This is a genomic window from Pseudomonas sp. C6002 (assembly GCF_013385805.1).
Taxonomy (GTDB): domain Bacteria; phylum Pseudomonadota; class Gammaproteobacteria; order Pseudomonadales; family Pseudomonadaceae; genus Aquipseudomonas.
The window spans coordinates 159,891-174,010 of record NZ_JACAPH010000046.1; the positions used below are offsets into that span (position 1 = coordinate 159,891).

The 14,120-nt window shown below is 62.5% G+C and carries 14 protein-coding genes; 3 read left to right on the top strand and 11 right to left on the bottom strand.

Translation table 11 applies throughout. The features are described from left to right. Nucleotides 1-5 precede the first annotated feature (5 nt). Entirely contained in the window at nt 6-854 is an 849-nt protein-coding gene (locus HX817_RS30180; RefSeq protein ID WP_003218456.1) for a Ku protein, read from the bottom strand. A 196-nt stretch (nt 855-1,050) separates the two neighbouring features. Between HX817_RS30180 and HX817_RS30185 the strand changes: the two genes are divergently transcribed. Both HX817_RS30185 and HX817_RS30190 read left to right on the top strand, forming a co-directional pair. Then, nucleotides 1,051-1,371 carry a hypothetical protein gene (locus tag HX817_RS30185; protein WP_087692672.1) on the top strand — a complete coding sequence of 107 codons (321 nt, stop codon included), beginning with the start codon at nt 1,051-1,053 and terminating at the stop codon, nt 1,369-1,371. Nucleotides 1,372-1,401: 30 nt separating this feature from the next. Beyond that, complete coding sequence (locus HX817_RS30190) at nt 1,402-2,562, top strand: PQQ-dependent sugar dehydrogenase (protein ID WP_177042255.1); 1,161 nt, start codon at nt 1,402-1,404, stop codon at nt 2,560-2,562. A 126-nt stretch (nt 2,563-2,688) separates the two neighbouring features. On the opposite strand, the gene HX817_RS30195 is transcribed toward HX817_RS30190, so the two are convergent. Continuing rightward, the gene (locus tag HX817_RS30195) at nt 2,689-3,168 is read right to left on the bottom strand and encodes a nuclear transport factor 2 family protein (RefSeq protein ID WP_087692671.1); all 480 of its coding nucleotides are present in this window, start codon (nt 3,166-3,168) and stop codon (nt 2,689-2,691) included. A gap of 32 nt (nt 3,169-3,200) precedes the next feature. After that, nucleotides 3,201-3,752 carry a TetR/AcrR family transcriptional regulator gene (locus HX817_RS30200; protein WP_177029186.1) on the bottom strand — a complete coding sequence of 184 codons (552 nt, stop codon included), beginning with the start codon at nt 3,750-3,752 and terminating at the stop codon, nt 3,201-3,203. A gap of 125 nt (nt 3,753-3,877) precedes the next feature. Here HX817_RS30200 and pssA point away from each other — a divergent pair, with 125 nt between their 5' ends. Next, nucleotides 3,878-5,221, top strand: coding sequence for a CDP-diacylglycerol--serine O-phosphatidyltransferase (gene pssA, locus HX817_RS30205; RefSeq protein WP_003218446.1), 1,344 nt, complete (start codon nt 3,878-3,880; stop codon nt 5,219-5,221). An 18-nt stretch (nt 5,222-5,239) separates the two neighbouring features. Here the strand turns inward: pssA and HX817_RS30210 are convergent, their stop codons facing one another. The 8 genes from HX817_RS30210 to HX817_RS30245 all read right to left on the bottom strand — a co-directional run bounded on the left by HX817_RS30210 (nt 5,240) and on the right by HX817_RS30245 (nt 14,118). Then, entirely contained in the window at nt 5,240-5,683 is a 444-nt protein-coding gene (locus tag HX817_RS30210; RefSeq protein ID WP_008436193.1) for a hypothetical protein, read from the bottom strand. Between the two features lie 107 nt (nt 5,684-5,790). Further along, the gene (locus HX817_RS30215) at nt 5,791-7,011 is read right to left on the bottom strand and encodes an MFS transporter (RefSeq protein ID WP_003218442.1); all 1,221 of its coding nucleotides are present in this window, start codon (nt 7,009-7,011) and stop codon (nt 5,791-5,793) included. A gap of 3 nt (nt 7,012-7,014) precedes the next feature. Beyond that, entirely contained in the window at nt 7,015-7,794 is a 780-nt protein-coding gene (locus tag HX817_RS30220; protein ID WP_177042257.1) for an ABC transporter ATP-binding protein, read from the bottom strand. A gap of 26 nt (nt 7,795-7,820) precedes the next feature. After that, complete coding sequence (locus HX817_RS30225; RefSeq protein WP_023658859.1) at nt 7,821-8,888, bottom strand: iron ABC transporter permease; 1,068 nt, start codon at nt 8,886-8,888, stop codon at nt 7,821-7,823. Beyond that, nucleotides 8,885-10,000, bottom strand: a complete 1,116-nt coding sequence (locus HX817_RS30230; RefSeq protein ID WP_003218435.1) for an ABC transporter substrate-binding protein — start codon at nt 9,998-10,000, stop codon at nt 8,885-8,887. Before HX817_RS30230 ends, HX817_RS30225 begins: the two co-directional genes overlap by 4 nt. Then, a complete protein-coding gene (locus HX817_RS30235) occupies nt 9,997-10,848 on the bottom strand; it encodes a PepSY domain-containing protein (RefSeq protein ID WP_003218433.1) in 852 nt (283 codons plus the stop codon). The genes HX817_RS30230 and HX817_RS30235 overlap by 4 nt, the downstream gene beginning before the upstream one ends. A 5-nt stretch (nt 10,849-10,853) precedes the next feature. Continuing rightward, nucleotides 10,854-13,082, bottom strand: a complete 2,229-nt coding sequence (locus HX817_RS30240) for a TonB-dependent siderophore receptor (RefSeq protein WP_003218431.1) — start codon at nt 13,080-13,082, stop codon at nt 10,854-10,856. A 133-nt stretch (nt 13,083-13,215) separates the two neighbouring features. Beyond that, nucleotides 13,216-14,118, bottom strand: a complete 903-nt coding sequence (locus HX817_RS30245) for an AraC family transcriptional regulator (RefSeq protein WP_003218429.1) — start codon at nt 14,116-14,118, stop codon at nt 13,216-13,218. Nucleotides 14,119-14,120: the final 2 nt, after the last annotated feature.

Consider the following 14,120-nt stretch of genomic DNA (forward strand, 5'->3'; position numbering starts at 1 on the left):
CTACCTCATGAAGCCTTGCTGGTCTTTTTCGCGGCAGGTTTCTTGGCTGCAGCCTTGGTCGCGGGCTTGCCGGCCAGGCTGCGCTTGAGCAACTCCGTCAGGTCGATCACGTCCGCAGATTTGCGCTCGTCGACACCTTCGCTGGATTCCACGTCTTCGATCTTGCCGGCCTTGGCCTTCTTCGCCACCAGCGCCATGATCTTTTCCTGGAAGCTGTCGCGGTATTCGTCCGGCTGCCAGTCGGCACTCATGTCTTCCACCAGACGCTTGGCCATGTCGAGTTCGCCCTTGGCCAATGTCGGTTTGGTCACGTCGCTGCCCAATTCCAACTCGTCCAGGCCACGCACTTCGGCAGGCCAGCGCAGCATCACCAGCACCAGCGCCGACTCCAGCGGCATCAGTGCCGCCAGGTGCTGCTTGGTGTGCAGTACCACGTTGGCCAGGGCGACCTTGCGGGTTTTCTTCAGGGTTTCGCGCAGCAGGGCATACACCTTGCCGCCGCGCTTGTCGGGGGCCAGGAAGTAGGGCGTGTCGATGTTCTGCAACGGGATCTGGTCGCTGGCCACAAACGCGATGATTTCGATGGTCTGGGTGGACTTGGGGTGAGCCGAGCGGATTTCGTCTTCGCTGAGGATCACGTAGCGACCTTTCTCGTAGGCCACGCCCTTGACGATATTCTCCTTGGTGACTTCCTTGCCGGTGGTCTTGTTGATGCGCTTGTAACCCACCGGGTCCATGCTGCGTTTGTCCAGCCAGTCGAAGTCGACGCCCTGGGAGGACGTGGCCGAGACCAGTGACACGGGGATGTGCACCAAGCCAAAACTGATTGCGCCTTTCCAGATAGCCCGTGGCATGTCGGTATTCCTGAAGTGTGTGGTCTTCAGGTGACAGGGCGGATTCGGCAAAAGTTTCCCTGGCCAGCCGGCTGGCACCAGGGTTTCAGACAGATCGTGTTACACCTGATGAGAAACTATTTAGTTACCAAAGCCGAACCCAAGGCGTAGCGTGTTATCGAAAGCACGTATTACTTGCGCCCAGAGAGGCTTTGTCATGAACACCCGTTTGCGCAACCTTGCCGTATTGGCGTTGGGCCTGGCCTTGAGTTCGTTGGCACAGGCGCAAAACCTGCCCGGCAGCAGCAACAACCCCTACAACGGCCCCATCCACCAGGCCAACCCCAACAGCATGCAGGGCACCCAGCCCAACGCGCCGGCAGCGCGAGGCACCTATATTCCGCCGGCACAGCGGCCGCCGACCCTGCAAAACGGCGGTATCGGCAACAGCGTCCAGCGCCGTGACGGCGCGCAGACCCCGCCGGCTATCCAGCCCAAGGCTCCCACCCGTGACGCCAATGGCAATCGCGGCGATTGAGTGTGTAAAGACGACAAGGAAACCCACCGTATGCTGTTACGCAAAACCCTTCTAGCGACCTTCTGCGCCGCTGCCTTGCTGCCCCTGGCGCTGCCTGTCTCGGCGGCCGCCCCCCAACAGTTTCCCAGCGAGCAAGGGAGTATCACCGTCACCCCGATTGCCAAGGGCCTCGATCACCCGTGGGCGGTGGCGTTCCTGCCGGACAAGCAAGGCTTCCTGGTCACCGAACGTCCCGGCAACCTGCGGTTTGTCAGCCCGGACGGCAAACTGTCCGCGCCCCTGAGTGGCGTGCCGAAGGTGTTTGCCAAAGGGCAGGGCGGCCTGCTGGACGTGGTGCTGTCGCCGGACTTCAAGGAGGACCGCCTGGTGTACCTGTCCTACGCCGAGGGCGGCGGCACGAATGGCACTGCAGGCACCGCAGTCGGGCGTGGGCGCTTGAGCGATGACCTGAGCGGCCTGCAAGACTTCAAGGTGATCCTGCGTCAGGAGCCCAAGCTGTCCACGGGCAACCACTTCGGCTCGCGGCTGGTGTTTGACCGCGATGGTTACCTGTTTGTGACCCTTGGGGAAAACAACGACCGGCCCACCGCCCAGGACCTCGACAAGCTGCAAGGCAAAGTGGTGCGGATCTTCCCGGATGGTCGTATACCGGAAGACAACCCCTTTGTCGGCCAGGAAGGCGTGAGGCCGGAAATCTGGTCCTACGGCCAGCGTAACCCCCAGGGTGCGGCACTCAACCCGTGGAGCGGCACACTCTGGGAAAACGAACACGGCCCGCGCGGCGGGGATGAGATCAATATCATTGAACGAGGGAAAAACTACGGCTGGCCGCTGGCGACCCATGGCATCAACTATTCCCTGACGCCGATTCCCGAGGCCAAGGGCAAGACCGCCGAAGGCACAGTGCCGCCGCACCATGTCTGGGAGAAATCCCCCGGCGTGAGTGGCATGGCGTTCTACGACGCCGACCGGTTCAAGGCCTGGCAGCACAACGTGTTTATCGGGGCATTGGTCAGCCAGGAGTTGATTCGCTTGCAGTTCGATGGGGACAAGGTCATCCACGAAGAGCGACTGCTGGGCGGCCTGAAAGCGCGGATCCGCGATGTGCGCCAGGGCCCGGATGGTTACCTGTATGTGCTCACGGATGAAGATAACGGCGTGTTGTATCGGGTGGGTTTGAACCAGGACTGACGGATACGGCAAATACCAATGTGGGAGCGGGCTTGCTCGCGAAAGCGGTGGGTCAGTCGCTGGAGATGTTGGCTGAGCCATTGCCTTCGCGAGCAAGCCCGCTCCCACAGTTGTGTAGCGTCGAGCCTACAACCCAAGCTCCGACAACCCCGGATGCTCATCCGGACGCCGCCCCAGCGGCCAGTGGAACTTGCGCTCGCTTTCCTTGATCGGCATGTCGTTGATGCAGGCAAACCGGTTCGCCATCAAGCCGTTCTCGTCAAACTCCCAGTTCTCGTTGCCGTAGGAGCGGAACCAGTTGCCGGAGTCGTCATGCCATTCATAGGCATAGCGCACCGCAATGCGGTTGCCGGTAAACGCCCACAACTCCTTGATCAACCGATAATCCAGCTCTCTGGCCCATTTGCGGGTCAGGAAGGCCTTGGCCTCTTCGCGGTTGTGGGCGAACTCGGCGCGGTTGCGCCATTGGGTATCCAGGGTATAGGCCAGGGATACCCGTTGCGGGTCCCGGGAGTTCCAGCCGTCTTCGGCCAGGCGAACTTTTTCAATCGCCGATTCACGGGTGAATGGCGGCAACGGCGGGCGTATTTCTGCGTTGGATGACATGGGACGGCTCCTTAACAGGTTTAAAAGTCAGGTCAAAGTTGCAATAGGGTTCGCGCCATGGATTGCGCATTATCGGCAGCGGTGGTATCGCCCATCACCAGGGCAACGGTAATGGCGCCATCAATCAGGATCAGCAGGTGCGCGGCCTGGCGTTCCGGGTCGGGGGTGCCATGTGCTTGACACAGTTCAAGGGCGTACTCGAACAGTTTCTGTTTATGGGCCTTGGCCAGCAGGCGGACCGGGTCTTGCGGGTCGCCGGTCTCGCCGCTGGTGTTGATGAAGGCGCAGCCGCGAAAGTCGTCGGAGCCGAACCAGGTTTTCAGCGCACTGAACACACCCAGCAGGCGCTCGCCCGTGGTGGCATGGCGTTCAACTTCGCTGCGCAGCCACTGCATCCAGCGCTCGTCGCGGCGTTGCAGGGCGGCAATCACCAGTTCGTCCTTGTTGGCGAAGTAGCGGTAGACGCTCTTTCTGGAGACGCCGGCGGTTTTCACCAGAAGATCCATGCCGGTGGCAGCGATGCCATTTCGGTAGATCAACTTTTCGGTAACGTCGAGGATAATGTCGCGAGTGATATCGTTCATGGAGATTACAGTAGAACGATCGTTCTCCTTGGTCAATTAATTATTTTTAACCCTGGGCGGGAAGACCTGAGCCAGCCCATGGTGTAAGCTCTGGAGTCCTTCGGATTCGACCCATTGCGAGCCCTATGCCGTCGTTATTCAAACGCTCCCTGTTGCCCAAGCTGCGCGGTTTTCCCCTCACGCCCGACGCGATCGAGGTGCTGTCCGGCGCCGCCGAGTACCGCCGTTGCCTGCTGGAGAAAATTTCCCAGGCCACCCAGCGCATCTACATCGTGGCGTTATACCTGCAGCAGGATGAGGCGGGACAAGAGATCTACGACGCGCTGCATGCTGCCAAGGCCGCCCGGCCCGGGCTGGATATCGTGGTGGTGGTCGACTCGCTGCGGGCCCAGCGTGGTTTGATCGGCGCCGGCAAGCAGCCGGGCAACAGCGCCTGGTACCAGGCCATGACCGAGTCCCACAGCACCGAAGTGCCGGTGTATGGGGTGCCGGTGCAAACCCGCGAACTGTTCGGCGTGCTGCACCTCAAGGGCTTCGTGATCGATGACAGCGTGCTGTACAGCGGCGCCAGCCTGAATAACGTGTACCTGCACAAGTTCGACAAGTACCGCTATGACCGTTATCACCTGATCCACAACAAGGCGCTGGCCGACTCGATGCAGCACCTGGTGGAGCACGGCCTGGTGGCCGCCAAGGCGGTGCATCGCCTGGACCTGCCCAACCCGCCGACCACCCGCAGCCTGCGCAACGACATCGGCGACCTGCGCAGCCGCCTGAAACACGCGGTGTATGACACCACGGCGGGGCAGTTGCCCAACGGCAGCCTGACGGTCAGTCCGTTGCTGGGCGTGTGCAAGAACAACCCCCTGAGCCGGGTGATCTGCGAGCTGATTGCCAGCGCCCAGCACCAGCTGACCATCTGCACGCCGTACTTCAACCTGCCGCTGCCGGTGACCCGGGAAATCAACCGCGCCCTGGCCCGCGGGGTGAAGATCGACATCATTGTTGGCGACAAGACTGCCAACGACTTCTACATCCCGCCGAGCGAGCCGTTCAAGGTCATCGCCGCGCTACCGTATCTCTACGAAATAAGCCTGCGTCGCTTCGCCAAGCGCCACCAGCGCATGATCGACAGCGGCCAGCTGAACCTGCACCTGTGGCGCGACGGCGACAACACCTACCACCTCAAGGGCATGTGGGTCGACCAGCGCTACACCTTGCTGACCGGCAACAACATCAACCCACGAGCGTTTCGCCTCGACCTGGAAAACGCCTTGCTGATCGATGATCCCAAGGGTGAGTGGGTAGGGCCACGGCGCACCGAGCTTGCCGAGATTTTCCAGCACACCTCGCGTATTGAACGCTACCAGCAGCTGGAAACCCTGGTGGAGTACCCGGCGGCCGTCGGCAAGTTCTTGCGCCGGGTCAGCCGGGTGCGGATCGAGCGTTTGCTGTATCGGATTTTGTAGGGCCCGTGACCTTGCAGGTTAATCCGGAATCGACCTGACAAGAATGTTGTCCAAGTCGTAGCGATGGGGTTCGCTGCCTGCACTTCTTGACCAGAGTCTGATTGAGATTGGGTGAGTGCCTCCGTCCTCTTTCACGTACGGAAGAGGGACAGTCAGGCGCGTCCAGCCGGGAGACGGTGGATGTGGCCCGTATGCTTGCTCCAAGCCTCCCGCCAACACGATGATGTCCGTTTCCGATAGGGTCCGGTATTCAAAGATCACTGTGTATTCAGTGCCCTTTATGAATGAGTAGGACTTGGAGATACCCATCTCATGAACCGCATCGGATGCATTGGTGAGGTAGAACTCGTGATCGTTCCCAGGCGTCCGTGGCTCAAGCTTTGCGGTGTCTGGGCGGTCCGGGTGCCAGCCATTCCAATTTCTGTCAGTAAATGTCGTCAAGTCATTCAGGTCGTCGCTCATGGTGCTTGTCTCCAGAAAAGGTAGGTGGCCTCAGCTAATGCTGTGGCCACGCGCTTTATCAGAGGCTTTTCAGGGATGGACGTCTACTGTCAGAAATAACAGGTAGCTCAACCTGGGGTGTTACCTGGTTGCCGTGCCGCCGGCCAGCACGCGATCAATAGCAGCAGCGCCGCCGCCACCAAGTAGGGGAGGCGAGGTTCGATCGCGTAGATCAAGGTCCCGGCCAACGGCCCGACCACCACGCCCAGGCCTTGGGCCGCACCCACCGAACCTGCCGTGGCGCCTTGCTCCGACGCATCCACCGCATTCGCCGCCAGCGCCGCGAAAGACGGGAAGATCCAGCCCATGCCGGCCGCGGACACAAAAAAGCACAGCCACAGGATCCAGGCCGTATCAGCGAACATGCTGCCGGCAAATCCCAGGGCTGACACCACCGCACCGATGCGAATCATCCGCAGCGGCGGCCACTCCAGTTTGCGCACTACCAGTTGCGAACAGATCAACGCCAGCCCGACCATGGTCAGGGCGATACCGGCAGTTTGTGCCGCATCGGCCGGGTTCATCTTCAAGCGATCCAACGCGAAAAAACCCACGGTTATCTGCGCGATCGACACACACAGCATCGCGACAAACGCCACCACCAACGGTCGACGCAGGCGTGGGTCCGAGAGGTTGACCGGCTTGGGCGGCTGCTTGAGGTGCAGCTCCTGGCGCGGCAATTTGGCCAGCAGCAACAAGAATCCCAACAGCGGTAACACCGCCATCGCATAAAACGGCAGGCTCAGGCTGTGACGCGCCAACAGCGCAGCAATCGCCGGGCCCAGCACCAGGCCGCAGGCGTTGGCGGCGCCCAGGGAAGCCATGGCCTTGGCGCGGTGCTCAGGCTCAATGTTGTCGGCCACCAGCGCATAGCCGCCCACCGGTATCGCAGCGTAGAACACGCCGATCAGGCCACGACCCAGAATCAGCCCGATAAACGCCAACATGGCCGATGGCAGCAGTTGCAGGGACGCATCGATAAACACGCACAGCGCCCAGTAGGCCAGGGTGAAACCACCGGTGCCCAGCAGCAGCACACGGCGCCGGCCCAGTCGGTCACTGGCCTGGCCCCATGGACGAGCCAGAAGCATCCAGATCACCCCGGACACGGTGACCGCCGCACCTGCCTGCCAGGTGGCCAGGCCAAGCACCCGAGCGATCGGGCCAATCAGCGAGACAAATGCCATCATCGCCATGGTGCAGGCCATGTTGGCCAACAGCAGCGGCCTCAGGTTGAATGGGCGGTCAGTGTGCAAAGTCGCGAGTGCAGCGTCTTGGGAGCTGTTCATCGGTTATCCAAGGGCAGGAGAAAAGGGCAGTCGTGCATCCACCATCACCAGCGGGCGGCCATGCACCTGTTCCAGGCGGCCACTCACACCATAGACGTTTTTCAGCAACGCCTGATTGATCACCACTTGCGGTGGCCCGGCAGCGGCCAACTGACCGTTGTGCAACACCACCACCTGATCACTGAAGCCCAGGGCGAGGTTGATGTCGTGCACCACCACCAGGGTGATCAGGTTGCGTTCGCGGGTGGCCTGGGTGATGGCTTCCACCACCTGGCACTGGTGATACAGGTCCAGGGCGCTGGTGGGTTCGTCCAGCAGCAACACCCGAGGCTGGCGCACCAAGGCCTGGGCCAGGCCCACCAGTTGGCGCTGGCCACCGGAAAGTGCATCGATCGGGCGGTCGGCGAGGGCGGTCAGGTCGACGTCGGCGAGGATTTTTTCCACGCCCTTGAGCACCGTCGGGCTCGGCCGCCCAGGCGCAAAACCCGCGCCGCGATGGCCGGCCATGGCCGCACTCAGTACCGCTTCGAAGGCGCACAGGCGCGTACGCTCCGGCAGGCTCTGAGGCAGGTACACCACTTGTTGCGCGCGCTCGACTTGCGGCAGGCGATTGAGATCGACACCCTCCAGCCAGATCTGGCCGTGCGCCTTGTGCAGTCCGGCGATGCCACGCAACAAGGTCGACTTGCCGGCAGCGTTGGGGCCGATCAGCGCGGTGATGGTGCCGGGCAGCAACGCCGGCAGATGAATGTCCTGCAGCACGCTGCGACTGCCGTAGTGCATGCTCAATGCTTGTGTGCTTAATCCGGTCACAGAGCACCTCGGCGGTTACGCATCACAATCGCCATGAAAAACGGAATTCCCACCAGTGCGGTGACAATCCCCACCGGAATCAACACGCCGGGCATCAATGCCTTGCTGGCAATCGACGCCATCGACAGGATCAAGCCACCGCTGAGCACGCTCGCTGGCAGGAACAAGCGGTGATCTTCACCCACCAACAGCCGCGCGATATGCGGAGCAATCAGCCCGATAAAACCGATAGTGCCGACAAACGAAACCGCCAGCGCCGACAGCAGGCTGATGCGCAGCAACGACAGCACCCGCAGGCGGCCGACATCAATCCCGAAACTGCGGGCGCGTTCCTCGCCCAGGGTCAGGGCAGTCAACGCCCAACTCTGACGCAGGGAAAACGGCAGGCACAGCAGCAACGCCGCAGCGAGGATCGCGAGCTTTTCCCAGGACGCCCGGGCCAGGCTGCCCAGGGTCCAGAACACCAGTTGCTGAAGGCTGTCCTGGCTCGCCACAAACTGCAGCAGTGCCACCAGCGCATTGAACGCAAACACCAGGGCAATCCCGAACAGCACCAGGCTCTCCACACCAAACCCACGCCAGCGTGCCAACAGATACAGCAATGCCACCGATGCCAGTGCGAACAGAAAGGCGTTGGCCGAAATCAGGTACTGCGCCGGCACGCCAGGAATGCCCATCCCGAGCACAATGGCCAGGGCTGCACCGAAGGCGGCGGCGGCGGAAACGCCGAGGGTGAACGGGCTGGCCAGCGGGTTATCCAGCACCGTCTGCATTTCGGCGCCGGCCAGGGCCAGTGCCGCGCCCACCAGTACCGCCATCAACGCGTAAGGCAGGCGCACATTCCATACGATCACCGCCTCCACCCGCGGCATCGAAGCCGGGTCCCACAGCACTTGCAACAGGCGCGTCAGGCTCATGCCGGAAGGCCCGGTGGTGATGTCCACCGCCAGGGAAACCACCAATGCCAACGCCAGCGCCGACAACAGCAATACCCGTCGTCCATGGCGGTGGCGATAGCGCTCACCTGCGCCATCGGCGCTCGCACAGGCTTGCACCTGCGTCACGGCACAAGGCTCGTGGTGAATACGCCGCTGGCCGGAATTGGCATAAAGCGCCGGTACAATTCGGCTCGGGTCTGTTCCGGATCCAGGTCGGCGAACAACTCAGGATGCAGCCACTTGGCCAGGGCCTGCACTGCGATCAAGTGTTCCGGCGAGTCATAGAAAATATGCCAGAGGCCATGCACGTTGCCTTCACGTACCGCCCGCAGTTCATTCAGCGGCGCGCGCTGGGACACTTGCTTGAGGCTGTCGTTGGCCTGCTGCGGCGTGGCCGAATAGCCGAGGGTCACACCGCCCTGGCCGTGGCCGAATACGCCGGTGGCGACGTACACATCCGGATCGCTGGACAGAATGTATTCGACGTTCAATGTGCCGATCGGGCCGGGAATGCGCCCGTCGGCGATGTTCCGGCCACCCGCGAGCTTGATCATTTCCCCGAAGTTGCCGGTGCCCGGCGAACCACAGCAATCCTGCAGGCCGGCGAGCATGTCGATGAAGATCTTCGGCCGTTTTACCGTCCCGGCCTTGGCCAGGGTATCGGTGACCTTGGCCAGCGAGGCCTGGTAAAACGCGATGTAGTCCTCGGCTTGTTGATTACGGTCCAGAGCCTTGCCCAGCAGGCGCATGCTCGGCACCGTGTTGCTCAGCGGATGGTCGCTGAAGTCGACGAAAATCACCGCCACGCCGGCCGCTTCCAGCTGCTTGACCGCCTCGCTGTCGGGGCTCGGGCCATGGCCGCCGCTCAAGGCCATGATCGCCAGGTCCGGGTGTACCGCCAGGGCCTTTTCCACACTGAAGGTTTCGGCGGAGGTGCCGCCTACCAACGGTACGTTGTCGGCTTCGGGAAAGTGCTTCTGGAACGCGGCGTAACCCTGCACGTCCAGGCCGCGAAAATCCCCTTGCCAGCCGGCGATGCGGGTAAACGGGTTCTTGCCTTCAAGGAGCGACAGCGAGTAGATCATCCGGCCTTCACCCAGCAGGATATGCGAGACCTTGTCCGGTACGTCGACCTTGCGCCCCGCCAGGTCGGTGACGGTGTGGGCGCAGGCCAGGCCGCTCATTAACAGGCCAAGACCGAGCAGCAGGCCGCGTTGCAACAACAGAGGGTGTTTCATGAACAATTTCCTTGAACAGTTGGGCGCACGTGGCGGACGCGTTTGCGCCACCACAACAACAGCCCGGTGAGATAGAGCAGCGGCAATGCCAGGCCGCAAAGAAAGGCCAGGGCCGCGCCGGGCAACCCGAGCAACAGGTGGCCGTGGGCGGCGGAGAACAGCGGTTTGATCGCGGCGGGGTTGGCGAAGAACCAGTCGGGCCGGGCCAGCCAGGCGCCGCTGCCGGCAATCACCGCCAACGGCAGGCACAGCCAGGCGGCTGCGACGTTGTGCCATTCCCGCAGGCGGCGCAGGCCCTGGCTGCCCGGGCGCAAGCTGGCGGCTTTCCACCAGCTGCGCCGCCCCGGCCACCACAGGTACAGGCCGCTGCCCACCGAGCCCAGCAGCACCAGGCCACAGGCAAACAGGGCGACGGCGCCAATGGGCGGCGGCAACAGCAGTGCCCGGTGCAGCGCCACCAGCTTCGCCAGCCACAGGTCATCGAACACAAAAAATGCCCGTGGCTCGGCACTGTAGGGATCGATCATCGCAATGCCGATGCCGGGCCGATCCTCCAGGGCTCCGAAGACGATCGCGTTGTCCGATTCCAGGAAACCCTGGCGCGGTTTTGCGGCGCCAAAGACTTTCTGAAATTGCGGGTAGGCACCCAGTGCCGCGCTGATCCACTGCGCGTCATCCAGCAGTGCGCCGTGTTCAACCGGAGCCAGGTCCAAGGCCTGGCTGCCGACCTCCCAGCGCAGGATCGGCCCCTTGAGTTCCAGCAGCGCACCGCTCAAGCCAATCAGCGCCAGCAGCAGGCCGACGCTCAGCGCCAGCCATCGATGCACACGAAGCCACCACCCACGCATGGCAGTTACCAGCGATAGCGCAGGCTGGCGATGACACTGCGGTCATACCCGGCACTGCAGCTGGAGAGGGAGCAGCCTTCGTAATAGTGCTTGTCGGTCAGGTTGGTGGCATTCACCGCCAGGCGCAGGCCCTTGGCCGCCGGGATCAGCTTGTCGAAATCGTAGTGCACCGCCGCGTCGAGCAAGGTGTAGGAGGGCACGCTCACAGTGTTGGCAGCATCGGCCTCGGTGGAACCGATATAGCGTACGCCGACGCCAAATCCGAGCCCGGTGAGCGGGCCAAAGGGCAGGGTGTAGTCAGCCCACAACGACGCCATTTTTTCCGGGGTGTCGGTGGGGCGGTTGCCTTTTTCCAGCGGGTTGTTGCTCTTGCTGACTTCGGCGTCGTTGTAGGTCAGGGTTGCCAGCAGGTCCAGGCCCTTGGCGAGGCTGGCCTTGCCTTCCAGCTCCACGCCGCGCACGTTGACCTCACCGGTCTGCACGCTGTTCAGCGGGTTGCTCGGGTCGGTGGTCTTGACGTTCTGCTGGGTCAGGTCGAACAGCGACAGGGTGATGTAGCTGTCGATCCCGGGCGGCTGGTACTTGATGCCGACTTCCGACTGCTTGGCGGTGCTCGGTTTGAAGCTGGTGCCGTAGAAATCAGTGCCGAGCACCGGGTCGAACGAGGTGGCGTAGCTGATGTACGGCGACAGGCCGTTGTCGGCCAGGTAAACGAGGCCTGCACGGTAGGTGAACTTGTTGTCGTCCTGCTTCTGCCCGGTGTCGGTCAGGCGGTTGTCGGTGCGCGCACTCGAATGATCCTGGCGACCGCCGACGGTCAGTACCCAACGGTCGTTGAACGTCATCTGCTGCTGGGCGTAGAGCCCGGTCTGGTCGGCGCGCTGCAAGGTGCTGGCGAACGGGGTGTTCGGCGCGAACACACCCCCGTGCACCGGGTTGTAGATGTCGATCGACGATGCCGCGCCGCCGTTGAGGTAATAGTCTTCACGGGTGCGCCGGTAATCGACCCCCAGCAGCGACACCATCTGCACCTCGCCAAGGTTCCAGCGGGCCTGGGCATTGTTGTCCAGGGAGTACACGTCGCCGACGATGCGGAAGCGGTAGGCCGACCGGTTCAAGGTGCGCAGGTCCGGCGCCAGGGACATGCCGCTGGCGGTGTTGGTCAGCAGGTTGACGTGGCCATAACGTGCGCTGGAATTCAGGCTCCACACATCGTTGATCCGGTGCTCCAACAGGTAGCCCAGCGAGTATTGCGTGCGGCCGTTGTCCAGGCCGGGTTCGTCGAGAAAGACGTTGTGTTTGACCTTGCCATTCGGGTTCGGCTTGAGCGTGCCCACCGTCGGCAGGAACACCCGGGGCGCGCCGAATTCATCCTCCGAGTAATCGGCCAGTACGGTCAGGCTGGTGTCGTCGTTCGGCCGCCAGGTAAACGACGGCGCGATGAAGGTTTTGTCGTCCTTGATGTGATCGAACTGGGTGCCGCTGCTGCGCTCCAGGCCCACCAGCCGATAGAGGAATTGCCTCTGGTCATCCAGTGGCCCGCTGAAGTCGAACTGGCCCTGGGCGCGGTCGAAACTGCCGCCCTGGAGCTGCACTTCATGGAACGACTGGTCCAGTGGCCGCTTGCTGATCTGGTTGACCACACCGCCCGGTGCGTTCTGGCCGAACAACACCGAGGCCGGGCCCTTGAGCACGTCGATGCGTTCCAGGCCATAGGCTTCGGCTTTTGGCCAGGCCTGGGTGGTGGTGCCACGTAAGCCGTCGCGCAACATGCCGGTGCTGGTCACGTCGAAGCCGCGAATCGAGAGGTTGTCGAAGCGCTGGCTGGCGGCGGTAGTGTTGGCCTGCACGCCGGCCGTGTAGCGCAACGCTTCGCTCACCGATTGCACTTGCTGCGCGTCCATCTGGTCGCGGGTCACTACGGAGATCGACTGGGGGATTTCATTGAGCGCGGTGTCGGTCTTGGTCCCGCTGAGGCTACGCTTGGCCACGTAGCCGGCCTGTTGTCCGGTGGGGCTGTCGGCTTGGGTCCCGGTGACCACGCTGCTGTCGAGCACCAGGGCGTGATCGGTGTCCGCCTCGGCGGCCTGCACAAGGTTCATCTGGGTCAGCGACAGGCCCAGGGCAACGCCATGGATCAGGGTTGCCAAGGGCTTGCGACTGGTTTTCAAGTGCGGGACTGCGGTATCGATTGGCAAACCTGGGGTGTCTCGGTACAGAACGCGGGTGCCCATGCTTCACTCCATGATGAGGTGTTCAATGCGAATGCAAACGTATCTCATCCAGGCGTTGTGACGCAGGGCTATTGCTTTGGGTCGAGCGATCATTTCTTTCGTTTGCGGGGCAGGGCGGAACTTTCACAACCCGTCAGCGCAACGCCTTGGGCGAAACCCCGAAACGCTTGCGAAACGCCGTGGAGAAATGCGCCGGGCTGTAACCCACGCGGTACGCGGCGCTGGACACATTGGTCTCACCGCTGGCGAGCAGGCGATAGGCTTCGGCCAGGCGCTGTTCCTGCAAGTACACATAGACACTGGTGCCGAATACCTGACGAAAGCCCGCGGTCAATTTGCGCGGGTTGAGGCCGACTGCGCGAGACAGCTCGGCCAATGACGGCGAAGCCTGCAACGAACCGAGCAACAGGTCGCGGGCGGCATGAATGCGTTCGATGTCCGCTGAGTTGCAATGGGCGTCCTGCACCGGGCGCGACTCGGTTTGCGCGAGAATTCCCTCCACCCCCAGCGCTGTCAGCTCCAGGGCCTTGCCGCCCAGATAGAAGGAGCGGGCAGGGCCCTGCAACGGGCAGGTGAAAATCTGTTGGGCAAGGGCGAGCAACGGTTTGCTCGCGGGCTGGCAGAACATCATCGGCCCGCCGCCGCGTTTATCCAGCAGGCGCTCAGGCTCAAGGCCGACGCTGCGGATCGACGGGAAATCCAGCTGCACGGTGGTGTAGCGCACCGGCACACCACTGGCGAACAGGTGATCGCCACAATGTTCACCCTGGTTGGCCACGGCGCACAGGGTCGGCCCGCGAATCTCCACTTCCTGCTGGCCTTCGACCCGGCAATTGAGCTGGCCGCTGAGCACCAGGATGATCTTCAAACCTTGCCACAGCGGCTCTTGCATCCACATCTGGCTGTCCATCAACACAGTCCCGGCGGACAGGGTGATTTCCGGCACGACGGTGGCGGCACCCGTGTTCAAAGTGTTGGGAAAATTGAGGGTGAAATCCCTTTGGGTCGGTAGCGGCGCAGCGTGTGGGCTGAGCATGG